This window comes from Bacteroides sp. PHL 2737 (genome assembly GCF_004115325.2).
GTDB lineage: Bacteria > Bacteroidota > Bacteroidia > Bacteroidales > Bacteroidaceae > Bacteroides > Bacteroides hominis.
Map to the genome: position 1 here is coordinate 3,402,696 of NZ_CP040630.1, position 25,765 is coordinate 3,428,460.

Genomic DNA, 25,765 nt, shown 5'->3' on the forward strand with positions numbered 1-25,765 from the left:
AACACATATTTATTTCAATTTTAAATTATAATCATATGAACAGAGTATTGTATACTTCATTCTTGTTAGGAGCCGGGCTCACCTGTATAAAGGGCCAGACAAATACTCCTCCTAACATTGTATTGATTTTATGTGACGACATGGGCTTTTCCGACCTGGGTTGTTACGGAAGTGAAATCCAGACCCCCAACATCGACAGTCTTGCCGAAAACGGTGTTCGCTTCAGTCTGTTCAAGAATACAGGAAGAAGCTGTCCCAGCCGCGCTGCTTTGCTGACAGGACATTACCAGCATGAAGTCGGCATGGGATGGATGACGGCAGTAGATGAACATCGTCCCGGATACAGAGGACAGATTACGAAAAACATTCCTACCATTGCTGAAGTGATGAAAGCGAATAGTTATAGTACATATATGAGCGGAAAATGGCATGTTACAGTGGATGGGGCTTTTGATGATCCTAACGGCAGCTATCCGGCCCAGCGAGGTTTTGATAAATATTACGGTTGCCTGAGCGGAGGCGGAAGTTATTATAAACCGACTCCGGTATACAGCAATCTGACCCGAATTACCGAATTCCCCGATGATTATTATTACACCACTGCCATCACCGATTCGGCAGTAAGTTTTGTCAAACAACATCCTGCAGGCAGACCGATGTTTATGTACGTGGCTCATTATGCTCCTCACTTGCCTCTTCAGGCCCCTGCTGCCCAAGTGCAAAAATGCAGGGACCGGTATAAGGTGGGATATGACGTGTTACGCAAGCAGCGTTTCGAGAGATTAAAGAAGTTGAAGTTCATTCCGGACGAAATGGATTATCCCGTCTTCCAAAAAGAGTTTGGTGGAAAACGTCCTTCTTGGGAAACACTCACACGAAAACAACAGGAACAATGGATTACCGATATGGCTACTTATGCTGCTATGATTGAAATCGTGGATAGCGGAATTGGTGAATTGGTGGAAACAATCAGGCAAAAAGGGATGCTGGATAATACCGTATTTATCTTTTTAAGTGATAATGGCGCAACAAAAGAAGGCGGATATCTGGGACAACTTATGGCTGACTTGAGCAACACCCCTTATAGAAGTTATAAGTCACAATGTTTTCAGGGAGGTACAAGTACACCTTTTATCTTATCCTATGGAGATGCTGAAAAAAATAAGATGAGAGGTCAGATTTGCAGACAACCGGCTCATATTATTGATATACTGCCTACTTGTATAGATCTTGCCACAGCCACTTATCCTTCGGATTTCAAAGAGAATTTGCCAGGTAAAAGCTTACTTCCTTCAATTAATGGGAAAAAAATAAAGCCCAGAGAATTATACTTTGAACACCAAGGTTCATGCGCTATTATTTCCGATCATTGGAAACTGGTACGTGGCAGCCGGAATGAACCATGGGAACTAATTGATTTAAAGACGGATCCATTTGAGACAAAAGATCTGTCCGCTCAATATCCGAAAGAAGTGAAAAAGCTGGAGGCTAAGTGGAATAAATGGGCGGAACGCTCTAATGTGTTTCCACTTGAAGATAAACCCTGGTCCGAAAGAATCAAATACTATATAGAGCGAAACCCGGATCAAAGCGGAAGAGAAGCGAAATAGTAAATGTTCTATGTTTCAATAGGATCTGTATATATCCGGGGCTGTGTCAAAACTCTTTTTACCACAGATTACACAGATTATCACAGAATAAGAATGTTGATAATCAATAACTTAAAAATTACTCTATGTTACTCTGTGTCCTCTGTGGTGAGTTTCGACACACCCTCTTTTAGTTCATCTGTATCGTTGAACAATGGGCTTTAGGTAATTATAAAATTCGTTGCGCTTGAGTGATATCAACTTTAACCTATTTGAAGTTCTTGCTATTCATTGTTTTGTGGTATGATAAATCGGGGATATCCTCAGATATTCATTTTCTTTTTGCACTTTTACCGATAATTGAATCCGCAGCTATGCATCCTTGCGAACGGCTGTCAATTGAGCCACTTCTGTAATCCCCTGCAACGAAGTAGCTGCCCGCCGGAACAACAATCGCAGACGTGGTAGCCGTTGTCGAATCTATGGGTACAACGCTTTTACAGATGTTTACCTTTATGCCGTTGGGCAGACGTTCGCAATACTCTTCACATTCATCATCTTCATAGAAAAGCTTTCGTATAAATTCCCATTCGCACTTCTTGCCGTTAATGATACATTGCTGATCCTGAAAACGGATAGTGTCACCAGGCAGTCCGACAATTCGTTTAAATGCCCTCTCCTGAAAGCCGGGTATATATGCATAATATGCGATCACATCTCCATAAGTCAGGGAGTCTACCGGAATAAGACTAACCACTTCACCAACTTGATAGTTCGGATACATTCCGGTACTACCCAATTCAACTTTTTGACTACATGCTACCAATATCAATGGTACGACAAGTGAATACAATCTCTTTCTCATAAGTTCAACTTTTATTTATTCAGGAATTCGTCATGGTTTAGATAATATTCAATAGCTTTTATGTAATCTTTATATAATGTTTTAAGATTTAATTTGTATTGAAAATTCAATATTCCTTCGAATGTTTCAACATCGACCAACGAACGTATATCCAAATTGGATGCCTGTTTGGTAAGCAAATATAACGATTGTTTTTTATGGCATAGTAGAATATGCCAAATAGCTTGGACTATTGTGTTTTTTTCAAATGATTCTGATTCTTTCTGTTGTGTTGCAATGTTCCGGGCATACATTGGAAGCCGGTGTTATTCCCAAAACTGTGTTCTCTGCAATAAAATACAGAGAACCTCCGCATAATCCTGCAAGGAAAAGAAGTAATTCATCCTTCGGGCAATTAGCCCAAAGTTTTCCGTGTAATATTATCCATATACATGAATAAGCTAAAATAAAATGGTATAATAAAATCTCTACCGATGATAATCCTTCATTGATTAATACTTTGGTAGAAACAAAAATGGTATCCCATATAACAACCGTCAATAGAGCGATAATAGGGTATAGTATATTCTTACTTTTATACATTTTATCTGATCAGGCTTAAACAGCCGGTTACTTTATTTATAATTTTCTTCTCGGCACAAATTCCAATGCCAATGTAGTGCAGGTCTGCTTCATTGGCACTATACATTTCCCGTTCGTATTCATCATAAGTTTTGGATTGTTGAGCAATAGTAGAAAAATCGACTAATACCAGCTCTTCTATTTTTAAAGAATTGAAGAGCTTACGGATTTCTTTTATCTTTTCTTGCGAAGCTCCAAGTATAGGAATTGGGAGTTGGGTTATGCCTAAATGTTTTTCGCCTTGTTTATCGTATACATCATGACTCACAATGTTATTGACTTTACACCCAAGTGTCATGGACAAGACACTGGCAATGTTAGCTACTATGCCCGTAGGTTGGGCGTTATCAATCACTAAAACACATTTGTGTGTGGCACTTGAAAGATTCTTTGTTTCCATATATTTATATTGCTTTTGTGCTTGCAAAGTTATCTATAATGGATTATTTTCCTATATGTCGGCTTAAAATACGATATTATTCCTATATTCGCTTGTTTTTCTATTCTATTTTCCTGAAAAGGAGAACTTAAACCATTTAAAATAGGAAAAAAGACTATGGGGCAATTAGACAAAACCGACATTGAAATACTTCAGGTATTACAGAAAGACGCTAAGGTAAACACTAAGGAGCTTTCCGAGAAGCTTCATATTTCCAAAACTCCGATATACGAACGCATCAAACGGCTGGAAAATGATGGCTATATAAAAGGGTATGTTGCTTTGGTAGATAATAAGAAGATAGGACTGCCGTTAATTGTCTTTTGTAATGTCTCTCTGGCAGTTCATGATGACGAACATATTAAACGTTTTCAAGAAGAGATAAAGAATATAGATGAAATCATGGAATGTTATTCTACCGGTGGTATTTACGACTTCTTCATTAAAGTAGTTTTAAAAGATTTGGATGCTTATAATCAATTTGTTTTTGAGAAACTGACTAAGGTACACGGTATCATTAAAATGCAGAGCTCATTTGTTTTGAGTGAAATTAAACATACAACCGTATTAAATATCGATAAATGATTTATAAGGGGGGACTAACTATAAAATAAGAATTTTCCCCTAATATTTGAATATCCAATGTACGGTTCTGCAGTGCCTTTCTTAGTGAGATGCTGTGATAGTCGATTTTACGGAGGGAGTAATGCTTTCCAATTCAGGAAGATATTTTCATCTTCGTTGAAAGGAGGAAGCAAAATTTTGATGGAGTCATCCATCACGGATGTCGGATATTTTTTTTCAAGCTTTTTTATAATTGTTTTTTTTACTCGTGCTATGGCGTAACTCTCTTCAGGCTGCACTCCAAAGAGTTTTCTTACTTCGATTTCCGGGAAGAGCATACATAACAAGAAAGCCGACCATTCATAAGTATACCAGTAGCCGTTGACGTAGTTCAGATAAATGCCATTTCTGTTATTTTGTTCCCGTCGCAATACAAATTCTATTTTTTCCATTTTTCGGGTCAGGACTTCTTATTCTGCAATTTTTTCTCTGAATTCACTTGGAGTGATTCCAAGCTTTTTTTTGCAATAGGTGGTGAAATGTGAGGGTGAGGCAAAGTGAAAAGTTCGGGCTATCTCACTGATGGGTATATCGCGATTAGCTAATTGCCCTTTGATGTGGCGTGTTTTTTGGGTGAGAATCCAATTATAGGGAGTATCATGAAAACAACTTTTAAATTTACGGTTGAAAGAACGTTCGGAGCAATGATATAGTTGTGCAAACTGTTTGATGTTTCGTACTTGTCTGTAATTTGCGAGTACGAAACTCTTGAAGTTTAGATCTCGTCCTATGATAGGCATCAGGAAATGTGCCATTTCTGTCTGGTTGTAGAATGTTCCGAATGCCATGAATACCTCTTTTTGTTTTAATTCGTGTATATGGCTACACTGAACCTTCTGTTTTAGATAGTAGCAAATACTGTCCAACACATGTCGCAATGGGGGATAGATAGGTAAGGAGTAGAAATAAGTATTTTCGTATTCAGAGTGAATGGTAAGCGATTCGATAGACGTCTTATTATAAAGATTTATCTGGTTGTCAAAGAATAGCAATACAAATTCTGTCTCTGTCATGCTCTTGCTTTTATTCGGGTCGTTTTGGGGAAAGAGAATCATGTTTCCTTCAGCAACTTGTTGATTGTGGAACTCACTGCAAGATGTCAGGAGTTCTCCTTTTAAAAGAAATAAAATGCACGAGTGATGATGATTATCTACTTTAAAATCGCCTCCTGAAAAGAGTCTTTGGTGAATAAAGCATATGTTGTAATCAGATACATAATTGAGGCAAGTGGTGTGTCGTTTTATATGTAATAATTTCATAGTCAAGCTATTTCTTATTTTAATAATTATATAAGAACAAAAAAGGAAAGCGGGAAGTTTTATATTAAAAAGACACAATGTTTTATAATCGTGCCATCTTTTTTCTTTTTGGTTTTTTATAGTTATATCTGCATTTTGCTTTCATTTTTTATCTATTTTTGCCATTTGCATAGATTATATACCAAAAGGGCTTTGATACCATGATACAAACAATACAAGTGCAAGGAACAGAAAAACGCTTATACCAACTTATAGCTCCGTTAGTGATGAATCCGGATGTTTTGAGTGCAAATAATAATTATCCTTTTAAAACGACTGAACACTATGTGTGGTTCATTGCTGTAGATAAAAAGTCTGTTGTTGGCTTCATGCCGGTGGAGCGGAGGAGAAGCGGTTGTGTTATCAATAACTATTATGTCTGTGATGATAACCGTGAAATACTTTCTTCATTAATTACCACCACCTTGGAGGCAATCGGCTCGGAAGTACGGTTGTGTGCCGTTGTCATGGTCGAGCATCAGGCAGTGTTTGAAAAACATGGGTTTATAGTAGAGAAGGCATGGAAACGTTATGTAAAAATGCAAAAAGATGAATGATGACTAAAACAGCAACTACTCCTAAAAATGTATATGAGTTAGCGCAGGAACGTTTGCGTATCATTTTCAATGAGTTTGATAATGTCTATCTTTCCTTTTCGGGGGGTAAAGACAGCGGGGTGTTATTGAGTTTATGTATTGATTATATCCGTAAGAATAACCTGAAAATAAAACTCGGGGTTTTCCATATGGATTATGAGATACAATATAAAATGACAATCGATTACATTGCCCGTATGTTGGAGGACAATAAGGATATTCTGGAAGTATACCGTGTCTGTGTACCGTTCCGGGTAGCAACCTGTACATCCATGTATCAGTCTTTCTGGCGTCCGTGGGAGGACAGCAAAAAGGAATTGTGGGTACGTCCGATGCCTGAGAATGCCATGACGAAGGAAGACTTTCCTTTTTATAATATACAGATGTGGGACTATGAGTTCCAGATGCGTTTTGCTTCTTGGCTGCATACTAAAAAGGATGCCGTGCGTACTTGTTGCCTGATTGGTATCCGTACACAAGAAAGTTTCAACCGTTGGCGTTGTATCTATCTCAATCGTAAATATCAGATGTATCATCGCTATCGATGGACCTCAAAGGTGGGAAACGACATCTTTAATGCATACCCTATATATGACTGGAAGACAACGGACGTATGGACAGCTAACGGGAAATTTAAGTGGGATTACAATAAACTATATGATTATTATTACTGGGCAGGGGTTAATCTGGAGCGTCAGCGTGTAGCCAGTCCGTTCATAGGTGAGGCGCAAGAGAGTCTGGCACTTTATCGTGCTATTGATCCGAATACATGGGGGAAAATGATAGGCCGTGTCAATGGGGTCAATTTTACGAGTATGTATGGAGGAACTCATGCGATGGGATGGCAGTCCATCAAACTTCCGGAAGGATATACCTGGCGGGAATTTATGTATTTCCTGCTTTCCACTTTACCCGATCGAACCCGAAACGGATATCTTCGTAAGTTGCAGGTCAGCGTTCAGTTTTGGCGTACAAAAGGAGGATGTCTGAGTGACGAAACAATTCGTAGACTGAATGCGGCAAAAGTGCCTATTATCGTTATGGATAGCTCCAACTATAAAACGAACAAGAAACCGGTTCGTATGGAATATCAGGATGATGTCGATATTCCGGAATTCAGGGAAATTCCCACTTACAAGCGTATGTGTATCTGTATCTTGAAAAATGATCATGCTTGCAAGTATATGGGATTCTCTCCGACGAAAGAGGAGATGAGTAAACGAAATCAAGTAATCGAACAATATAAAAACATATTGCAATGAGTATAAAGAAAAGTCCGGTATATAATGTAATTGCGGTTCCGGTTGAAAAAGTACAGGCCAATGATTACAATCCCAATATAGTGGCTCCTCCGGAAATGAAGCTCCTTGAACTTTCTATCTGGGAGGATGGGTTCACTATGCCTTGCGTTTGTTATTATGATAAGGAGAAGGATATTTATATCCTTGTCGATGGTTTCCATCGTTATTCTGTGCTGAAGACCTCCAAACGTATCTTTCAGAGAGAAAATGGGATGTTGCCTGTAGTGGTGATCGACAAAGATCTTTCCAATCGTATGAGTTCCACTATCCGCCATAATCGTGCCCGGGGTACACACAATATAGAATTGATGTGTCACATTGTTGCCGAACTGGATAAAGCAGGCATGTCCGACCAATGGATAATGAAGAATATTGGTATGGATCGGGATGAGTTGTTGCGCTTAAAGCAAATATCGGGTCTGGCTGATCTGTTTGCCAACCGCGACTTTAGTATTCCTGAAGAGGACCAGCCGGGAAATGTTGATAAGAAGCCTGCCCGTTAAATTAATCTTGCAGGCATAGATTTTACAAGCATATATCCCATCGTTGACGGGCATATTCTGTGTAGAATCTATGCCTGTTTTTTTGCCCCTTCTTTTTGCCCGGATCGCAACATACTGCTGTTTTGTTTGCGGAAAGCGAAACTACGCAGAACTTTCCCCTCCCTTTTTTACATTTAGCAACTTCCTTTCGTTAAAGCCTCATTATTAGAATTTTTATTATTCTTTTTTCTTCTATAAGAGAAATGAATACAATTCCCGGAATGATACAATTCCGCGATATTTGTCATGTTCATTTTGAGCAAGTTTTTTAGTCAGTATATATAATAGAAGAAACGAGTATGAAAAAGCTAATTCTGTTTGGAGCCGCAATATCGATTTCAGTAGCCATAAGTGCACAGCATGTCGCTCTGAAAAACAACCTTCTGTATGATGCTACCACTACACCGAATCTGGCATTGGAGATAGGGCTGGGCAAGAAAACCACACTCGATCTGTATGGCGGTTACAATCCGTTTACGTTTGGAGGTAATAAGCGTTTCAAGCATTGGCTGGTACAGCCGGAATTTCGTTACTGGACCTGCGAACGTTTCAATGGGACCTTCTGGGGACTACACCTGCATGGGGGTGAATTTAGCGTGGCCGGTATCCATTTGCCTTTTAAGATGTTTCCTTCACTCAAAGATCATCGTTATGAAGGGTATTTCTATGGAGGAGGCGTCAGTGTGGGACATCAGTGGGTGCTGAGTAAGCGTTGGAACCTGGAAGCCTCGGTCGGAGTGGGATATGCTCATTGGGTATACGATAAATATCGTTGTGTGAACTGTAGCCCTAAAATAAAGAGTGGACATAAAAATTATGTAGGTCCTACTAAAGCAGCTCTCTCTTTAGTCTATTTTATTCGCTAAGTTGAATTTTTTTAAAATGAAAGATATGAAAAGGTTTTATTTTCTGATATTGGGTTTTGTCCTTTATAGCATGGGTATTCAAGCGCAAAATACTTATCAAGGTCATATCGTTTTTGGACAGCATCATGTAGTCCGGAAGGGAGGGGAGTTGAATCTGGATGTATCCCTTGATTTGGAAACCGTGAAGTTGGGTAGTCAGCAAATGGTTGTACTTACACCGATTCTGCAATCTGCCGGAGGCGGGGAACAGAAACAGTTTGCTCCTGTAGTGATTGCCGGCCCCAAGCGATATCGGGCCCTGAAACGAGCTTTGGCTTTTGGCTCTGCTGATTTTGATACGCTTCCTATGCTTGTCGAAAAACGGAAAAACGGAATGCCCCAGATGGTGGATATCCATCTCAGGTTACCATATGATGAATGGATGCGGCAGTCAAGATTTGTTTTCCATGAAAAAGTGACCGGTTGTGCCGATTGTGCTGTCGGGCGGGATGAGCATATTGTCATGACATCGGTATTTGACGAAGTGTTTACGCCCCGGTATGAATTGAGCTATGTAACTCCACCGGTGGAACCGTTGAAGCAACGTAGCGAGACGTATACGGCCCGTCTGAATTTCGAAGTAGATAAACACGTTTTGTTACGCAATTATAAGAATAATGCCAATGTACTTGGTGAAGTAGATCGGATTGTCCATGAGATACATAATGACTCCAACCTGACTGTAACGGAATTTAAGGTTACAGGCTATGCATCACCTGAGGGCAATTACAATCGTAACATGAAGTTGTCGGAAAATCGGGCATTGGCGTTGGTCGGTTATTTGCGGAATCGTGGGGGAGTTGACAGGTCTTTGTTAACCGTTGATTGGAAGGGAGAAGACTGGACAGGTCTGCGTAATGAAGTCGCAGCTTCTCGCCTGAATGATAAAGAGGTTATACTCGCTCTTATCGATGGGGAGACTGATATTACCCGGCGAAAGAATCGGTTGCAGGCTTTGAATGGGGGCGTTACCTACCGAATGCTATTGCAAGACTATTATCCGCCTTTGCGTCGTAACGAATATACCATTGCCTATGTGGCACGTGCTTTCAATGTAGATGAAGCAAAAGAACTGATTAAAACAAAACCCCGGTATCTCAGTCTGAATGAGATGTTTCTTGTAGCCGATACCTATCCCAAGGATAGCAAGGAGTTTAAAGAAGTGTTCGACATAGCTGCTCGTATTTATCCCGATGATCCGATAGCACAGCTTAATACGGCGGCACTCGAATTGGAGAAGGGTGCTGTAGATGCTGCTATTATTCGTCTCCAAAAGCTGGATATGCCCGAAGCGTGGAATAATTTAGGAGTGGCCTACCTGATGAAACAGGAATATGGGAAAGGAGGAGAATATCTGGAGAAAGCAATAAATGCCGGTATACAAACGGCAGTATACAATATGGGGCAGTTAGCGGCTTGGCTAAAAACCCAGGAGTGACCAATAAATGTATTTATTAATTAAACAATTGTAGAACTATGAAAGTAGAATGGAAAAAACTAATGTTCGGCCTCGCAATCGGAGCCGGAATGATGATGATGGTATCTTGTAGCGATGAAGAGAATTTTGACCCTGGCGGCAGTCCCGGTAAAGAAGTGCCGGAACCAACGGAGAAAGCGTTTCTCTCCATGCGCTTATCTACCGGTTCGTTGGCCGGTACCCGGGTGGCAGTCGACCCGACAACCTCGGGACGTACAGAAGAACAGGTGGTAAATCATGTACGCATGGTGCTGTATGAAACCAAGAATAATACGGTGCGATACTCTTGGGACCTGAATGTATCTACTGATGGAGTGAATGAATTTACCGGAGGAGATGTAGTCAGAGGAGAAGACGTGCCTTCGGCTACTCCTACAGTGAGCCGTTTTGTGACGGTGGGGCGTGAAGTGGTGAAGCAGGACTATGAATTGCTTATTCTGATCAATCCTCCCGGCGAATTACTGGAAATAACCGAACAAGGAAATCCCAGAAGTTATTTATCACGTGCTGCCAACATGACAAAAGAGTCGTTGATACAGCCTTATGGTATTGCCGCAGACAATAACTTTTATATGACCAATCATCAGGATCTTATTTTTGTTCCTGAAGTAGAGCTGAAGGATAATCAGCGGATGGCTGAGGAAAATCCGGTGAGGGTAGAAGTAGAGCGTGCAGTAGCAAAAGTGGTTGTTAGTGGGGTGCCTGAAGTAGTGCCGCACGGAGACCGGATTGATAATTTGAAATGGGGGCTGGATGTAACCAACCAGTATACTTATTGGATGCGTAAAATGACTTTTATCGCTAATTCGGGTGGTGTGCCGGGCGAAATGGAACAGCTCAATAGCGGATACAGGGAAGAACGATATGCCGAGGACCCGAACTTTACCGGATTCAGTGCATGGAATGGTGGAAATCCTGCCGGGCAATTTGAATACCTGTCCGGAACTCCGGAGTTGACGAAGGATTTTGATGATTATGATTATACTCTGGAAAATACAATGGAAGCTGTTGAACAGCGCCATGACGTTACTACCCGCGTAGTGATCAGTGGTACTTATACACCGAATGGCTTTGGATCGGTGGCAACTCGTAACAGTGGTGGCATCAGCTTCTACTATTTCAAAGGTAATGCTATCAGAGTAGAAGCCATGAGAGACATGGTGAATGACAGGAACCTGATTCCTCAGGAATTGCGTGACGCCGGATTGGAACAGGCTATCAACGATGTACTGGCATGGAATCCGAATGCGTTTAACTCGCCTACGGCTTCATTTTCGGTGGGTGGCCTTAATTTCTACTATGAAGGAGTGTGCTATTATACTGTCCTGATTCGCCATTTCTCCAATAATATGGTACCCGTACTGATGGGATATGGACGTTATGGCGTAGTGCGTAATAACGTTTACCAACTTAGCATCAATAAGATTATTGGTCCGGGACAGCCGGTGATCAATCCTCCGGGAACAGATCCGGATGATGAAGATACCTCTTGGATCTCGGCAGATGTCAACATTATGCGGTGGTATATCCGTAATCAGAATGTAGAGGAACTTTTATAAATTCTTTCTTATTTAAACTAAACTGAAGTAGCTATGAACAGATTTATCGGATACATACAGGTTGCATGTTGCTGCCTTCTGCTATGTGCTTCCTGCGTCAGAGACGGGATGGATGAAGATTGCAACTCTTATGTCCGCTTTGTATACGACTACAACCTGGAATACATAGACCTGTTTCATAAGCAGGCAACCAAGATGAACTTGTATGTATTCGATGAAAAAGGCGTATTTGTGACAGAACTTGAAGAAAAATCCGGTGCTTTTGCACCGGATTATCTGATGACTTTACCTCAATCCATGGCAGGCAAGAAGTATATTTTTGTTGCTTGGTCCGGATTGTACGGCGAGTCGTATGATAAGGTTGCACTCACTCCCGGAGTATCTACACTGGCGGATCTGGAGGTCAGCGTCAATAACTTGAAAACCCGGAGTGGTGGGGGAGTGGTCGATAGGGAACTCCATCTGCTATGGCATGGCAAGCAGGCAGAAGTGTCTCCGCAATATAATAATGATGTCACTACTGTCTCGTTGCTGAAAAATACGAAAAAATTTCGCATTATCATGCAAATGCTTGATGATAGCAACATTGATGTGGATGATTATGATTTTCGGATCGTTTCACCCAATGGAAGGTACGATCATGAAAACGGCCTTTTGGGAGATGAAACGGACGAGAAAGTAGAATATACTACTTACCATACCGAAAACGATTCTGAAACCGGAGCTATAGCCGAACTGAACACATTGCGACTGATGACTGACAAAGAAAACAGATTGGTTATTACACATAAGCCATCGGGCAATGTGATTCTTGACATCTCTCTGAATAAGTATCTCAACGCGTTGAGGCTTCAGCAATATTCTGATTTACCTCTGCAGGAATATCTGGATCGTGCTGATAAGCATGGTATCATTTTGTTCTTTAAGGGCATGGATAGCAATGGAAACTATATTAGTGTGGATGTGCAGATCAACGGTTGGTTGATTCGGAAACAAGAGGTCGATGGAGTTTAGGTGGGAGGGTGTAGCCATCTGGGGCGGATGGCTACACCCAAACGTCGGGATGGCTACACCCTATATACTAAAGGGCGTAGCCATCTTTTTTATGCATATCTTCGTCGGGTAAGCTTATAATGTGTCGATAAAACTTTTTTGCTGTTCAAGAAAGCTGATTCTTTGTGCCTCTCCGCTCTCTGAGATCAGTGTAGAGTGCCTTTTTAACGATTGTATCCAATCTTTTTGTATCCCGCAAATTCGTGGGCTCTGAGAATCCATCGAATTAATGGAATATACCCGGAGGAGACTGATCTGGAAATCTTTCTTTTCTATATAGCTATAGGTTGCCTCAAAGTCGATATTCGATAAGTAAATGGCCACTTTGTTTCCGTTACCGAATTCTCCTTTTGCGGATATTTGTTCCAATTCATGCAGCAGCAGTACCAGTTCGTTTTTTAAATGCATCAGGTCTGTTTCCGAGATCAGATTTAATCCGGCAAAGTATTTCATTTCTTTCACGAACGAGTAGAATACGTTACTATCCCATATGAAACAAGTCTTTCTGCACGCCTTAACTGCTTCACTCAATAACTTGTGGGCATTTACCGCTTTGACGGGTATTTGCATACCCGACAAGTTGTTAGGAGTACGTATTTTCCCGTTCTGATAAATCCATCTGCATAAACGGAACTTCGATAGGTATTCATACGAAGAATAAAGAGTAAAAGGGATCACATTGGAAGCCGTATATATCTTCGTACTACTGTCGTCCTTTACATAATTGAAGATGCGAAGATAACGCTCTATAATTTCATAATAACTCTCCAGGGGATCGGGTGAATGCAGTAAGTTCAGGTCGAAAGTCACCCGGTTTGACTGGTGGTTCCCAATAATCTGGTCGATTGATATCCCCAGTTTACATGAAACCAGTGCAACCTCGTCGAAAGTGAAGGCTACTTCTCCCCGTAATCTTCGGTATACAGCTTCTTTTCCCATGCATAGCGCATCTGTCAGATAGTTAGCCAGATTTATTCCCCGGGGAATCCGCTCTTTCATTGCTGCAATAAGCTCGTTAACGATATAATTTTTCATAACTGCCATTTGGGTTATTGATTAATAATATTGTAATAATTGTAATAGCTTGTGGCATATACAAATATAGAGTAAGTAACCCGAACTTTTGTGTGGCATATCATGTGTGGAAAAAAGAGGGTATTTCTGATTGGGAAATAATTGTCGGAAAGACAGGTTGGGAATGAAAAAAAACAGATGGCAATGCCACCTGTTTTCGATAATTGTCACTATTCTCCCCAATTGTTTCGTTTTTCGTTTTAAGAAAGTTACAGGGTGTTTATTATTTCACGCTGTTCTTTAAAGAAGCGTATACGTTGCATCTCTCCGCTTTCGGATATTTGTGTTGAGAATTTCTTGAGTGATTGCACCCATTCTTTCAAACTGCGGAACATGCCGTCATCCTGGGTAGTAATGGCATTGATAGAATATATACGTATCATGCTGATGTGACTGTTGCTGGTTGCCACATAACTGTAAGTGGCGTCAAACTTAATATTCGAAATATAGATGCGTACATCATTGCCGGTTTCGTATTTACCTTTCCCGGCGAGTTCCTCCAATTCTTCCGTCAGAAGTAGTAAATCATCTTTTATCATTTCTTTATCTTTTTCAGATATCAGATGGATTTCCGAGAAGAACTGTATGTCTCTCACAACATGTTCAAAAACGGTATTATCCCAGATGTAATCTGTAGTTCTCATCTGCTGTGTCATGTTGACGAAGTCTTTTTGGGCATCATATATTTTGTGTGGAATCTCCAGTTCGTCAAAGTGTTTACATCTGATATTTTCGTTCTGATACATCCACTTAAACAAACGGAATTTCGAAAGAATATCATGCTTGAGATATAGTGCCTGAGGCAAAATATTCGATGACGTTGCCATTTCTGTTGTAGGGTCTTCACGGATACTGTCGAATGCATTGACATATCTTGTGAGGATGTCATGGTAAGTCTCGAATGTGTTACTATGGTGTACTACATTAAGATCGAATACTGCGTTATTGCTGAAACTCACACCAATCATTTTGTCGAGCGATATTCCTAATTTTCTTGAAATGACAGCAGCTTCTGCCAGTGTAAATGGTACTTCTCCACGCAGGCGGCGATAGATAGCTTCTTTACCTATATATAAGATATCCATCAATGTATTTGCCAGATTGGCTCCGGCCGGAACTTTTTCTTTTGCGGCTTCTATTAAGCCTGTATTTAATTCGTTTATTATCATAGCCTTTGTTTCTTTGTTTAACATATTTGCACCCTGGCTTGTTTCGGTATTCGCAACTATTTTTTCATTTGCAGCCTCTATTTGCATAATAAGTGAGTTGATACCGCTTAATGTAGATAGAGAGAAAGCATTTCTGAAACAGAAACATTCTATCGGTCACGAATATCTTCTGATCCTGATGTAGCTTTGTATACACCGAGTCGGAAGTTCCGTTTTTATGTTAAACCCCTAAAAATGATTATTATGGATTTAGAAAAAGTATTATTTAGAGAAATAGACAATAAAAGCCGTATTTTTTTGTATAAGGAAGGAGATTGTTGGAGTGCACACGATAATTCGGCGCGTCATCTTTGTTTTTTGTATTCGCAGTTCAATGCTTTTGATCGTATTTATCATGCATATGAGATTGTACTGAAGTGTGTTATGCTGAGTAATGCCATGATTGAGAAGTTTGTTGAACACACATTGGTACAGACGGGTCGAGCAGATGAAATGGAAATCAGCATTCCGGAAGAAAAAAAAGCGGAATTTGAAAGCTGGCGCAGCACGTTCGGAGTATAAATGAATTTTTAGAATTGGCGGCTTTTTATTAAAAATATGTGTTCGGAAAACTTGCATATTTTAATCAAATCGTTTACATTTGTGCAGATCTAAATGATAGAGGGCGCACGTTTGCCCTCTGTCATTATAAAATAATTACATGAAAAGAATCTTAGTTAGCGGAGGTGCCGGGTTTATTGGCTCACATCTCTGTACTCGGCTAATCAACGAGGGACACGACGTCATTTGTCTGGATAATTTTTTTACCGGATCAAAAGAAAATATTATCCATTTAATGGATAATCACCATTTTGAAGTGGTACGTCATGATATAACATTCCCATATAGTGCTGAAGTAGACGAAATATACAATCTTGCCTGTCCGGCTTCTCCCATACATTATCAGTACGACGCTATTCAGACCATTAAAACATCGGTGATGGGAGCTATCAATATGTTAGGATTAGCCAGAAGGCTTAATGCTAAAATTCTGCAGGCTTCGACCAGTGAAGTATATGGTGATCCGGAGGTACATCCGCAACCGGAATCTTATTGGGGAAATGTCAATCCGATAGGTATCCGTTCTTGTTATGATGAAGGGAAACGCTGCTCTGAGACCCTTTTTATGGATTATCACCGCCAGAATAACGTACGTATTAAAATTGTTCGTATTTTCAATACATACGGTCCACGGATGCTGCCCCATGATGGGAGAGTGGTTTCTAATTTCGTCATTCAGGCGTTGAAGAACGATGATATAACTATCTATGGGACCGGTGAGCAAACCCGTAGCTTTCAGTATATAGATGACTTGGTCGAAGGTATGATTCGGATGATGAATACGGATGATGATTTTACGGGACCTATAAATCTTGGTAATCCCAATGAATTTTCCATGCTTCAGTTGGCAGAGATGATTATCCGGAAAACCGGGTCGAAGTCAAAGATAACTTTCAAACCTTTGCCTCATGACGATCCTCAACAGCGTAAGCCTGATATTAGTTTGGCACAGGAAAAGCTGGGATGGCAGCCTACAATTTTGTTGGATGAAGGTCTGGATCGTATGATTGATTATTTTAAAAAGAAGTACACGTTATAATAAAATAAGAACTCAAGATTAAAGCTACATAAAGATGAATATGGAAATTAATCCCTCGGAATATAAAATTCTCATTGTAGACGATGTAATGTCAAATGTCCTTTTGCTGAAAGTATTGTTGACCAATGAGAAGTTTAACATAGTGACAGCCTGTAATGGAATCCAGGCACTGGATCAAGTGAAAAAAGAGAATCCGGATTTGATATTGTTGGATGTGATGATGCCGGACATGAGCGGTTTTGAAGTCTCTCAGAAATTAAAGGCTGATCCCGAAGCAGCTCATATTCCAATTATCTTTTTGACAGCACTGAATAGCACTGCCGATATAGTGAAAGGTTTTCAGGTAGGTGGCAATGACTTTATATCTAAACCTTTTAATAAGGAAGAGTTGATAATCCGTGTCACACACCAAATTTCTTTAGTAGCAGCCAAACGTATTATTGAAGCTAAAACGGAGGAGCTTAAAAAGACTATTATCGGGCGTGATAAGCTCTATTCGGTTATAGCTCATGATCTTCGTTCGCCTATGGGATCTATTAAGATGGTACTTAATATGCTGATCTTGAGTTTGCCCAAAGAAAAAATAGGTGAAGACATGTACGAACTGCTGACCATGGCTAATCAGACTACTGAAGATGTATTTTCTCTGTTGGACAACTTGTTGAAGTGGACAAAAAGTCAGATAGGTAAACTTAAAGTTGTATATCAGGATATTGACATGGTTGAAGTTGTGGAGGGAGTTGGAGAGATTTTCTCAATGGTGGCCGGTTTGAAGAATATTCATTTGCGTATTGAAGCACCGGAACATCAGGCTGTATATGCTGATATTGATATGATAAAAACAGTTATACGCAATTTAATAAGCAATGCTATCAAATTCAGTAATGAAGGTTCTGAGATCCTTATAAAACTAGAAGATATGGATGGAATGTCAATCGTTAGTGTGAAGGATAGCGGATGTGGTATTGATGAAGAAAGTCAGAAGAAACTATTGCACACCGATACACACTTCAGTACTTTCGGGACTAATAATGAAGAAGGTTCGGGACTTGGTTTGCTGTTGTGCCAGGATTTCGTAGTGAAGAATGGAGGTAAGTTGTGGTTTACTTCTGTTAAGGGTGAAGGCTCAACTTTCTATTTTTCTATTCCACTGAAAAAATAAGGCTTCAGCAGTTTGGGTGGATCGTTTGAGAATCAGACTATTCAAGTAGATAAAAATGGTGCAGACTATATTTCTAAAAATAAGTCTGCACCATTTTATTTTGTCTGATTCATTCGTGTGATTATACCAGTGGGAGCTTTTTATCGTTTACACATAGCTTTAAAATCGCAATATTCGCATTTCTTTAGATCCTCGGTTTGGGTGAACTCCTCTTGGTCGTTGTATATTTCCTCAAGTAGTGCCAATAGTCGTTCGCGGAACTCTTTTTCATAAACAGAAAAATCATCGACAGGTAGTTTGGGTTTGCGTGCTTCTCCCATTTCAATTACAGGAGAGTAGCTTTCGGAAGCTGCCCGATGGATATATAATAGAGAAGGAGCCACCTTTAATGTTTGTTGGCGTGCCATGATGGCGGCATAAAGGAAGGTTTGGAAAATATAGTTGGGACGCCCTTCGGCAGGTGTGAATAGTTGCTCCACATTCGCCGGCACTTTGGGGCTTCCTCCGGTTTTGTAGTCCACAATCCGAAGTGTACCTTCTTTACTATCCATACGGTCAATCGTACCTCCGATCTTTAATGATAACATTCCTTTGGGGCCTTCTATCTGGATATCTTCCGTTACTTTCTGTTCCATACCTATCATTCGGAAAGGAGCATATTGCAGATCGTTACGTAACAACTGGCGGAGATAGGAAGTGATAACCTTTGAGTTTATTAACTGTACTCCGTTATACTCGGGCTTTTCGTCAAGAGGAACGTGAAAAAATTCTTCTTTGAAGGCTGTATCGACATAATTTTGCAGACGGACATTATCGCGCAACAAACGTTCAATATCTTCTTTGTGTATTTCTTGCTTGTGGGCTGTCAGGTCCAGATAGGCTAATTGAGCCGAACGGTGGAAGATAGTTCCGAACAGAGCGGAATCAATCTCTGCACTGACCTCATCGGGGGCCTTGAGACGTGCCACGTAACGGAAATAAAACTTCAGTCGACAGTCGAGATATGTATTCAGTGCAGATGGAGAAAGCATCAAGGCATCGGCGTTATGTGAGAAATCGTAGGTCTGGTATAAACGATCAATGATTTCCGGTGTTTTTGTGATACGGATGTCCCGGCTGTTTTGTGGTGATTGGCCTGCTTCCAGATATTCACGGCTGATTTCATGTGACCATTCGATCAGGAACTGTAGCATAAAGCGTGACCATTCTCCCCGGTTTAGTCCATCCGATGAAGTGTTATACATCAGGGTGATATTTTCTGCCCGCTGGATCAGGCGATAGAAATAATAGGCATAAACTGCATTCTTGTGTTCAATGGTAGTCATGCCGAAAGCCTTACGTAGGTTATATGGAATAAACGATGATTCGCCTCCCGATTTAGGTAACTGTCCTTCATTAAGCGAGAGGAGGAGCAGATTACGAAAATCAAGATTGCGTGTTTCCAAAACTCCCATTATCTGCATTCCTATGGCCGGTTCACCATGGAAGGGGATATTGGCGGCATTTAATATTTTGTTCAGCAGGCGTTTCAGAGTTTCTATACGCACTTGCAGTTCACCGTTGTCAATCAAGTTGAGTAACCTGTTTACCAGAGTGAAACTCTTAAAAAGAGATTCACGGTACAGTTGGTTGAAAATATCATCATTCTCCTGCTCATGACGGTATAGAATAGATACCTCTTTCAGTAATTCCGTTATGTAAATACAGAGCTCCCGAATGCCATTACGGGGAGTGAATAATAAATCCAGAAACCTGTCTTTCTTTAATTCGGAAGGAAAAGGATAAAAGCGGTTGGTTTTAGTGAGTTCCCGTTGCAATGGTTCGGCATTGTCCGAAAGACGACGGGTATACGGATGTTTTAATATAGTTTGTACGGCCTCATAAGTGTATCTTCCTGATTCTGTACGGTATCCGCTGGTTTGCAGTTCGAGTATGGCATTGATAAAGCTATATACCGGTGTTTGTGCCAGTGGAAATCCCATGGTGATATTAACGTTCCTTACTTCTTCCGGGATGGAATGCAAGACAGGAAGGAGTAAGGCTTCATTACATAGAACGACAGCATTTTCTTTTTCTTCACTACTCAGGTTCTTCCTGATCCATTCGGGCAGATAACGGGCCTGAGCGTTTTCGGTGGGTGAAGAGATAAAACGGACCTTCTTGGGTTTTCTCAATTCATCAAACAATTCGGCCGGAAGCTCGTTGGGGAACAGTTTGAGATTACGATTTATAAATTCTCCGGCTTCGTGGCGTTGTTTGTGTTGTGAAGGAAGTTGAGTATAAAATACATCGTAGTCCCAATAGAACAGGGCCTTTCCCGTACTCTGCAATTGCCGGAAGAAGTGGGTCTCTACTTTGTTCAGTACATTGAAGCCGACAAATACGTAACGATCGTACTTCAATGATTCAGGCTCAAGGTGTTCAATGACGTTCCGGTAGAGCATACCTTCATATGCAAGTCCTGATTCTTCCAGATTCCTTCGGTACTGACGATATATATTACCCAATTTATCCCAAAGTGAGATAAATTTCTCCTTTAACAGTGTTCGCTTTTCAATAGAGAAATTCAGGAAAAACTGTTGGATCGCTTGTTCTTGCTCTTCGTCGAGAAAGTTGTAATCGTCCATGACGTTTTTCAGGTCCTGAAGATTGGTAAATAGCTTGTCGGCATCAACCATATTTTTGTCCACGTCATCGAAGTCGCTTATCAGTAGCTCACCCCAGAAGTAGAAATCGTCAAGTGATTCTTCGCTTTTCGTTTCTTCACGGAATACCTTGTAGAGTTCACATACCAGACGAATCGGATCTCCTAACTTCAAGACTGAAAGCTGTTGGAACAGTTCGCTGATGCTTACATAAGCAGGTGACCAAAGTGGTTGATCGGATTGGTTGGCTAAATGCTCGTTAAAGAACAGGCTGGCACGTTTATTTGGGAAAACGATAGCTGTACGTGACAGATCGTTCCCTATCTTGCTATAGAGGTCCTGTGCGACCAACTGGAGAAATGTTTTCATACTTTTTCAATTATTTCTTCTTCCACATACCACAGATAGCCTGTGATGTTTTTATATCCCATTCGGGAGAGGAGTTGCATGTATCCTTTCACCTGTTTGTTGTACTTCTTATTTTCTTTACCAAACTTAAAATCCACTACGACGACTTGCCCGTCTTTCATCATCACTCGGTCAGGGCGCCTGGTTTGCAATACTCCTTTATCTTTGTAGATGATGGCGCATTCGTTAAACAATTTCCACTCGCCGGAATACCATTCCTGTACTTCAGGCAGAGAGAAGGCTTTCATGGTCAAAGTACGTATTTCCCCTTCTGTCTCTTTGCTGCCGATAACACCTTCGAATACCAGTTTTTGGATGGCAGATTCTATATCTTCTTTCGTTTCAATGGCAGAAAACAGTGTATGCAATAATTGTCCATGATTTATGAAGCGGTCATCCGATTCTTCTTCAGAAAGTCCTTTTATGAAATCGGCTGAACGGTTTGATTGCCGGAACTCAATATCCGGATGCATGGATTCCATGCTAACCGGAAGTTTCTTGGGTTTGCGTGTAAGCTTGTTGCCTGAATCGACCATTTTTTCATCTTCGGACGGGCAGAGGTCACCAAACTCATATACTTGCTCCTCGTCCCATTCTTGCTCCAACTTACAGGCTGCTTGCGGTAATGCTCCGGCCAATAACTCAGACATTGTGTTTCTTTGTCCTTTCCGACTCCAGATAATCAGGTTCTTGCCCGCACGGGTAAATGCTACATAGAGCAGGTTCAGGTTGTCTACCCAAAGTTGCAAGCGCTCGTGCAAGTAGTCATTCCGGTATACCGATTCTGCCATCGCAGAAGAATAGTTTACCGGTACAATATCTAACTCGTTGAAAGGAGACTCTTGGGGTACGCACCAAACGAGTTGATTATTTGTTTCATTTTCCATTTTCCAGTCGCAGAAGGGGAGAAGTACTGTATGAAATTCCAACCCTTTGGACTTATGGATGGAGAAGATACGTATGCCTTCTACTTCACCGCTTGGTATTGTTTTACCAGATAAAGTTTCGTTCCAGTATCGGATAAAGCTGTCCGTATCTGAAGAGTGGCTTTGAAGATAATCGGTCACTGCATCAAAGAAAGCAAATAAATAAGCATCCTGCTGCTTGATGCGGTGCAGCTCAAAGAGGTTGAAAAGTTCTTCCAGTAGTTCGTAGAGAGGCATCAGACGGAGTTCTGCCATCCTTTCCAGAAAAGCAGAAGGCAATAGTTCTTCAGCCTTATGGAAGAGCAGTGAATTAAGATTGTTTTCGGTATGAAGTACTTGTAACTGATAGTTAGTTGCAAGTTGAGCTTTTACAATCCGATTTTCCGGATCGGAAAGATAGCGCAGGGCATCCAGCATCATGCAGATGGCAAGTGAAGCGTCGAGCCGGAAGGCTTCGTCAGACACAACCTTATAATGCAGTTGTTTGTCAAAGTAATCGGCAATGCGGGGGATACTTTTATTCTTTCTTACCAAAATGGCGATATCGTTCAGCTTTATACCCGATTGTATCAGATGTTCTACTTCCGTTCCGAGGCTGATAAGGGTTTGTTCGGTATAATCGTGTTTTTCATCTGATTCGAGAAACTCGACTTTAACGTATCCTTTTTGTTCGTTCCGGGGGGATTCTTGCTCCACATCAGCATATGCATTAATTAAAGGCTCACAAATGCTTCCCAATTGCTTATTGTGTATTTCGTTCAGATAATCTACAGCAGCCGTAAAGATACTGTTGTTGAACCGTATGATGTTGGTTTCACTTCGTCGGTTGGTCTTCAGTGTTTCTGTACGGATGGAAAAGTATCCAAGGCGTTTGTTCAATCCGTTCAGGATGCCCCAATCACCGTTTCGCCAGCGATATATAGATTGCTTGACGTCACCAACGATCAAGCTGTCCGCTCCTTGTGAGAGGCCTTCAAGAAGCAACAGTTTAAAGTTATCCCATTGCATCCGGCTGGTATCCTGAAATTCGTCAATCATCACATTACGGATGTTTGTTCCGATTTTCTCAAACACAAAAGAAGAGTCTCCGTCTTTTACCAGTTGATGGAGCAGAGCATTGGTGTCTGAAAGGAGAAAGCGATTGTTTTCACGATTTAGTTGACGTACCTCTTCATCAATATTAGCCAATAGTTGTACTTTGTTTAAATGTTGCATTGAGAGCCGGCAACTGTTTACAATCCGGTTATTGCGTGAGCGATGTTGCTCAGCATCTTGCAGAAGCGGCATTAAGATGGAGGAGGCTAATACGATGATGTCAGTATAGTATCTGGAAGTTTTGGCAGCCCAGTTTGTTTCGTCCTCCAGACATTTTACTACGGTTGTATTCGCTATTTCGTCCCCTAATATACCATTCCTGAGCTTATTAAAGTAGCTTCCTATCCCTTTAGCACCGTTTTTTAAATCAGTTGGCTTTAGCGATTGGCTGGAAAGTACATTTTCAAACTGCTGAGCGAAATCTTTCATTTGTTCAAGAGCGGCTGTTTCCATCTCTTTTAATGTCTTGCGATACTCGCGGATTACATTCGGGTCGCGAAGACGTTGACGGAGACCGTCACCTTTTTCAATATACCCTTCATCAAAAATATTGCGTCCGAAATTTTTAATCTCATCCGAAACATTCCAGCGTTTGTCATCAGCAATGCGTTCGTTTATGTAATCAAGTAGCCATGCCAATACCGGTGAATTAGGGCCCAATTTTTCAATCATACTGTCTACGGCATCACTTAATACTTCAATATTATTCAGCTCGATATTCAGGTTGGGACTCAGCTCAAGTTCGCGGGCCAGATTACGCATGACGGATTGGAAAAAGGAATCGATGGTTTCGACACGAAACCGGCTGTAATCATGGAGCATGTAGCTCAAAGCTATGCCAGCTGTTTTTCGTATTTCATCTTCCGAACGGCCTGTCTCAGCGATGATGCGTTTTAAGTACGCATCCGAGTCCGGGTCAGCTATATGTATTCCATATAGCTGACTGAGAATACGTTCCTTCATTTCGGCAGTAGCTTTATTGGTGAAAGTCACTGCCAATATCTGGCGGTAGGCACGCGGGTTTTGTATTAGCAACTTGATATACTCAGCGGCCAGGGTGAATGTTTTCCCGGAACCGGCAGAGGCTTTATAGACAATAAGTTCGCTCATTCACAGTTTATGTTGGATAATAATTATTTTCTTTTTACTATTTCAAACGGCACGCGCACTGAAACACCGTTTTTCATTAAATTGGTCAGGTTCGGATATAACCGTTCTTTGAAAGAGTCCCAGCTGCGATGTTCCATTTGGGTCCATCCGGCTTCTGCCAATGCCAGTCCGCGAGGATAGGTCATGTACGTTACCCGGTTGATATCTTTTATTGCTTCTCCCCAAAGCGTTCCCATTACGCCCAGAATATGTGCTTGTTCGGATGCAGGTCTTCCGTATCCCGGGTCAAATTGATAACAAGTTTCGAGCGTTGTGACAGGCATTCCCCAATTGTTGAATTCCGGAAGATCACCTTTAAACTGGGGATAATCGAGATATGCAAATTCTCCCGGTGCCATGATCAGAGGGTTGCCGTGCTGTCGGGTCAGCTCCTGGCAAGTAGGTGTCAATCCGTATCTCCAGCTTACGAGTGTCACATCTTTGGGGTAAGGAAACAGATAGTCATTGGCAGGCATACGAATATTATCCAGTTCGCACCAAAGGATCGGCTGTTTTCCATCTGCCCGTACAAAACTGAGCATTCGGTCGAAGAAAGGAATCATTAACTGAGATGCTTTTTCATATTTCAGTTCTTTCATCATCTTTTGGCAGCGTTCGCATTTGGTCCAGTTTTTTTCTATTACTGCCTCGTCGCCTCCCAAATGGATATAGCGTGAAGGGAAGAGAGCACTTACTTCGTCAATAATGTCTTTGTATACCGTGTATACCTTTTCATTATTGGCGCAAAGCATTAAATCTACTGTTTTACCCACATTCTTTTCAATGGTATCGGTATGTGTACATCCCAATTCCGGATAAGCGGCTAATACAGCAACCGTATGCCCGGGAATGTCCAGTTCCGGGATTATTTCAATATGGCGTTCAGCTGCATAATGAATCAGATCGGTTAGTTCTTCCTGAGTATAAAAAGGTTGTCCGGCTGTAAGCTTCGGGTGCTTTTTGATCTCCATTCTCCATCCCTGATCATCTGTCAGGTGGAGTTGAAGCACATTGTATTTGTATCGTACCATTTGGTCAATGTAGAATTTTACATCTTCTACCGGCAAAAAATGCCGGGCAGGATCGAGCATTAAAGCCCGATATTCAAAGCGTGGAGCGTCATCAATGCTGACTGCAGCCATTTCTTTCCGATTGGTGGTACATACATCTCCTAAAAGTATTTGATCAACCGTCATTACCCCATAGAAGACAGCTGCTGCACTGGCTCCGCTAATGGTAATTCCTTTCTGATCTATTTTGAGTTTATAATGTTCTTTCCCGTTTAGTTGCGGATCAATAGTTAACCGGATGGCTGATTGCCGTGAACCGGAAAGAGGGATATTTATTTGCATCCGATCTTTCAGGATGGCTTGCAGGGTGGTAGCCGCAAACTTAAGTTCCGGTTGCTCTGGATGAATAGAGATATTTTTGCCTGTCAGGCTAAAAGGTTTACTTTGCAGTTGCTCTATATGATTGGGCATAGGCAACAGGGCCGAACGATTGTTTTGTGCAATTGCCGTAAAGGCAAAAAGAAGGAAAATCAGTCCTAAATAGTTTTTCATGGGATTAATTTATTTAATTAGTTTCGCGGCAAATATACGATTATTGTACGAGAAAACGGACACTTCA

The 25,765-nt window shown here is 41.1% G+C and carries 21 protein-coding genes and 1 pseudogene; 12 read left to right on the top strand and 10 right to left on the bottom strand.

Annotated elements, in window-relative coordinates; translation table 11 throughout:
- Positions 1-35 precede the first annotated feature (35 nt).
- Positions 36-1,610: an arylsulfatase gene (locus DBK98_RS13905; RefSeq protein WP_032536704.1), complete on the top strand. Its 1,575-nt coding sequence runs from the start codon at positions 36-38 to the stop codon at positions 1,608-1,610.
- 310 nt (positions 1,611-1,920) lie between these two features.
- On the opposite strand, the gene lepB is transcribed toward DBK98_RS13905, so the two are convergent.
- From lepB to DBK98_RS13915, 3 genes and pseudogenes are all read right to left on the bottom strand, one after another.
- Complete coding sequence (lepB, locus tag DBK98_RS13910; RefSeq protein WP_032530200.1) at positions 1,921-2,454, bottom strand: signal peptidase I; 534 nt, start codon at positions 2,452-2,454, stop codon at positions 1,921-1,923.
- A 288-nt stretch (positions 2,455-2,742) separates the two neighbouring features.
- Positions 2,743-3,036 (bottom strand): annotated as a pseudogene (locus tag DBK98_RS23635) (hypothetical protein); the annotation flags it as partial.
- Position 3,037: 1 nt separating this feature from the next.
- Positions 3,038-3,475 carry a DUF2000 domain-containing protein gene (locus DBK98_RS13915; protein ID WP_005805572.1) on the bottom strand — a complete coding sequence of 146 codons (438 nt, stop codon included), beginning with the start codon at positions 3,473-3,475 and terminating at the stop codon, positions 3,038-3,040.
- Positions 3,476-3,631: 156 nt separating this feature from the next.
- Between DBK98_RS13915 and DBK98_RS13920 the strand changes: the two genes are divergently transcribed.
- Positions 3,632-4,099: an Lrp/AsnC family transcriptional regulator gene (locus DBK98_RS13920; RefSeq protein WP_005777087.1), complete on the top strand. Its 468-nt coding sequence runs from the start codon at positions 3,632-3,634 to the stop codon at positions 4,097-4,099.
- 107 nt (positions 4,100-4,206) lie between these two features.
- Here the strand turns inward: DBK98_RS13920 and DBK98_RS13925 are convergent, their stop codons facing one another.
- Positions 4,207-4,530 (bottom strand): hypothetical protein, encoded by a 324-nt coding sequence (locus DBK98_RS13925; protein WP_005777089.1) that lies wholly within the window; start codon positions 4,528-4,530, stop codon positions 4,207-4,209.
- 18 nt (positions 4,531-4,548) lie between these two features.
- Positions 4,549-5,397, bottom strand: coding sequence for a helix-turn-helix transcriptional regulator (locus DBK98_RS13930; RefSeq protein WP_005805577.1), 849 nt, complete (start codon positions 5,395-5,397; stop codon positions 4,549-4,551).
- Positions 5,398-5,597: 200 nt separating this feature from the next.
- On the opposite strand from DBK98_RS13930, the gene DBK98_RS13935 reads away from it, so the two are divergent.
- From DBK98_RS13935 to DBK98_RS13965, 7 genes are all read left to right on the top strand, one after another.
- A complete protein-coding gene (locus DBK98_RS13935) occupies positions 5,598-5,993 on the top strand; it encodes a hypothetical protein (protein ID WP_022012888.1) in 396 nt (131 codons plus the stop codon).
- Complete coding sequence (locus tag DBK98_RS13940) at positions 5,990-7,294, top strand: DUF3440 domain-containing protein (RefSeq protein ID WP_022012889.1); 1,305 nt, start codon at positions 5,990-5,992, stop codon at positions 7,292-7,294. Before DBK98_RS13935 ends, DBK98_RS13940 begins: the two co-directional genes overlap by 4 nt.
- Complete coding sequence (locus DBK98_RS13945) at positions 7,291-7,836, top strand: ParB/RepB/Spo0J family partition protein (RefSeq protein ID WP_005777096.1); 546 nt, start codon at positions 7,291-7,293, stop codon at positions 7,834-7,836. Before DBK98_RS13940 ends, DBK98_RS13945 begins: the two co-directional genes overlap by 4 nt.
- 338 nt (positions 7,837-8,174) lie before the next feature.
- Positions 8,175-8,741, top strand: a complete 567-nt coding sequence (locus DBK98_RS13950) for a DUF3575 domain-containing protein (protein WP_005805584.1) — start codon at positions 8,175-8,177, stop codon at positions 8,739-8,741.
- 25 nt (positions 8,742-8,766) lie between these two features.
- Positions 8,767-10,218: a DUF3868 domain-containing protein gene (locus DBK98_RS13955; protein WP_005805586.1), complete on the top strand. Its 1,452-nt coding sequence runs from the start codon at positions 8,767-8,769 to the stop codon at positions 10,216-10,218.
- Positions 10,219-10,256: 38 nt separating this feature from the next.
- Positions 10,257-11,816, top strand: coding sequence for an Mfa1 family fimbria major subunit (locus DBK98_RS13960; protein ID WP_005805588.1), 1,560 nt, complete (start codon positions 10,257-10,259; stop codon positions 11,814-11,816).
- A gap of 33 nt (positions 11,817-11,849) precedes the next feature.
- On the top strand, positions 11,850-12,830 hold the full coding sequence (locus DBK98_RS13965; protein WP_005777106.1) for a FimB/Mfa2 family fimbrial subunit: 981 nt from the start codon (positions 11,850-11,852) through the stop codon (positions 12,828-12,830).
- 114 nt (positions 12,831-12,944) lie between these two features.
- Here the strand turns inward: DBK98_RS13965 and DBK98_RS13970 are convergent, their stop codons facing one another.
- Positions 12,945-13,904 carry a hypothetical protein gene (locus DBK98_RS13970; RefSeq protein WP_032530214.1) on the bottom strand — a complete coding sequence of 320 codons (960 nt, stop codon included), beginning with the start codon at positions 13,902-13,904 and terminating at the stop codon, positions 12,945-12,947.
- A 248-nt stretch (positions 13,905-14,152) separates the two neighbouring features.
- Positions 14,153-15,112: a hypothetical protein gene (locus DBK98_RS13975; protein WP_032530215.1), complete on the bottom strand. Its 960-nt coding sequence runs from the start codon at positions 15,110-15,112 to the stop codon at positions 14,153-14,155.
- Positions 15,113-15,355: 243 nt separating this feature from the next.
- On the opposite strand from DBK98_RS13975, the gene DBK98_RS13980 reads away from it, so the two are divergent.
- The 3 genes from DBK98_RS13980 to DBK98_RS13990 all read left to right on the top strand — a co-directional run bounded on the left by DBK98_RS13980 (position 15,356) and on the right by DBK98_RS13990 (position 17,913).
- A complete protein-coding gene (locus DBK98_RS13980) occupies positions 15,356-15,673 on the top strand; it encodes a hypothetical protein (RefSeq protein ID WP_005805595.1) in 318 nt (105 codons plus the stop codon).
- Positions 15,674-15,812: 139 nt separating this feature from the next.
- Entirely contained in the window at positions 15,813-16,751 is a 939-nt protein-coding gene (locus DBK98_RS13985) for a UDP-glucuronic acid decarboxylase family protein (protein WP_005777113.1), read from the top strand.
- Positions 16,752-16,785: 34 nt separating this feature from the next.
- Positions 16,786-17,913, top strand: a complete 1,128-nt coding sequence (locus DBK98_RS13990; RefSeq protein ID WP_032536028.1) for a response regulator — start codon at positions 16,786-16,788, stop codon at positions 17,911-17,913.
- A gap of 140 nt (positions 17,914-18,053) precedes the next feature.
- Here DBK98_RS13990 and DBK98_RS13995 read toward each other — a convergent pair whose 3' ends face one another.
- The 3 genes from DBK98_RS13995 to DBK98_RS14005 are packed head-to-tail and all read right to left on the bottom strand — an operon-like array spanning position 18,054 to position 25,698.
- Positions 18,054-20,927, bottom strand: coding sequence for a PD-(D/E)XK nuclease family protein (locus DBK98_RS13995; RefSeq protein WP_032536030.1), 2,874 nt, complete (start codon positions 20,925-20,927; stop codon positions 18,054-18,056).
- Positions 20,924-24,097 (bottom strand): exodeoxyribonuclease V subunit beta, encoded by a 3,174-nt coding sequence (locus tag DBK98_RS14000; RefSeq protein ID WP_032536031.1) that lies wholly within the window; start codon positions 24,095-24,097, stop codon positions 20,924-20,926. Before DBK98_RS14000 ends, DBK98_RS13995 begins: the two co-directional genes overlap by 4 nt.
- Before the next feature lie 23 nt (positions 24,098-24,120).
- The gene (locus DBK98_RS14005) at positions 24,121-25,698 is read right to left on the bottom strand and encodes a beta-N-acetylhexosaminidase (protein ID WP_005805604.1); all 1,578 of its coding nucleotides are present in this window, start codon (positions 25,696-25,698) and stop codon (positions 24,121-24,123) included.
- Between the last annotated feature and the right edge of the window lie 67 nt (positions 25,699-25,765).

Coding starts and splice junctions, on each gene's coding strand:
- DBK98_RS13920 (WP_005777087.1), top strand. CDS start 3,632: ATGGGGCAATTAGACAAAACCGACATTGAAATACTTCAGGTATTACAG.
- DBK98_RS13985 (WP_005777113.1), top strand. CDS start 15,813: ATGAAAAGAATCTTAGTTAGCGGAGGTGCCGGGTTTATTGGCTCACAT.
- DBK98_RS13980 (WP_005805595.1), top strand. CDS start 15,356: ATGGATTTAGAAAAAGTATTATTTAGAGAAATAGACAATAAAAGCCGT.
- DBK98_RS13935 (WP_022012888.1), top strand. CDS start 5,598: ATGATACAAACAATACAAGTGCAAGGAACAGAAAAACGCTTATACCAA.
- DBK98_RS13925 (WP_005777089.1), bottom strand. CDS start 4,530: ATGGAAAAAATAGAATTTGTATTGCGACGGGAACAAAATAACAGAAAT.
- DBK98_RS13960 (WP_005805588.1), top strand. CDS start 10,257: ATGAAAGTAGAATGGAAAAAACTAATGTTCGGCCTCGCAATCGGAGCC.
- DBK98_RS13955 (WP_005805586.1), top strand. CDS start 8,767: ATGAAAAGGTTTTATTTTCTGATATTGGGTTTTGTCCTTTATAGCATG.
- DBK98_RS13930 (WP_005805577.1), bottom strand. CDS start 5,397: ATGAAATTATTACATATAAAACGACACACCACTTGCCTCAATTATGTA.
- DBK98_RS14000 (WP_032536031.1), bottom strand. CDS start 24,097: ATGAGCGAACTTATTGTCTATAAAGCCTCTGCCGGTTCCGGGAAAACA.
- DBK98_RS13940 (WP_022012889.1), top strand. CDS start 5,990: ATGATGACTAAAACAGCAACTACTCCTAAAAATGTATATGAGTTAGCG.
- DBK98_RS13965 (WP_005777106.1), top strand. CDS start 11,850: ATGAACAGATTTATCGGATACATACAGGTTGCATGTTGCTGCCTTCTG.
- DBK98_RS13945 (WP_005777096.1), top strand. CDS start 7,291: ATGAGTATAAAGAAAAGTCCGGTATATAATGTAATTGCGGTTCCGGTT.
- DBK98_RS13915 (WP_005805572.1), bottom strand. CDS start 3,475: ATGGAAACAAAGAATCTTTCAAGTGCCACACACAAATGTGTTTTAGTG.
- DBK98_RS13970 (WP_032530214.1), bottom strand. CDS start 13,904: ATGAAAAATTATATCGTTAACGAGCTTATTGCAGCAATGAAAGAGCGG.
- DBK98_RS13905 (WP_032536704.1), top strand. CDS start 36: ATGAACAGAGTATTGTATACTTCATTCTTGTTAGGAGCCGGGCTCACC.
- DBK98_RS13975 (WP_032530215.1), bottom strand. CDS start 15,112: ATGATAATAAACGAATTAAATACAGGCTTAATAGAAGCCGCAAAAGAA.
- DBK98_RS13950 (WP_005805584.1), top strand. CDS start 8,175: ATGAAAAAGCTAATTCTGTTTGGAGCCGCAATATCGATTTCAGTAGCC.
- DBK98_RS13990 (WP_032536028.1), top strand. CDS start 16,786: ATGAATATGGAAATTAATCCCTCGGAATATAAAATTCTCATTGTAGAC.
- lepB (WP_032530200.1), bottom strand. CDS start 2,454: ATGAGAAAGAGATTGTATTCACTTGTCGTACCATTGATATTGGTAGCA.
- DBK98_RS13995 (WP_032536030.1), bottom strand. CDS start 20,927: ATGAAAACATTTCTCCAGTTGGTCGCACAGGACCTCTATAGCAAGATA.
- DBK98_RS14005 (WP_005805604.1), bottom strand. CDS start 25,698: ATGAAAAACTATTTAGGACTGATTTTCCTTCTTTTTGCCTTTACGGCA.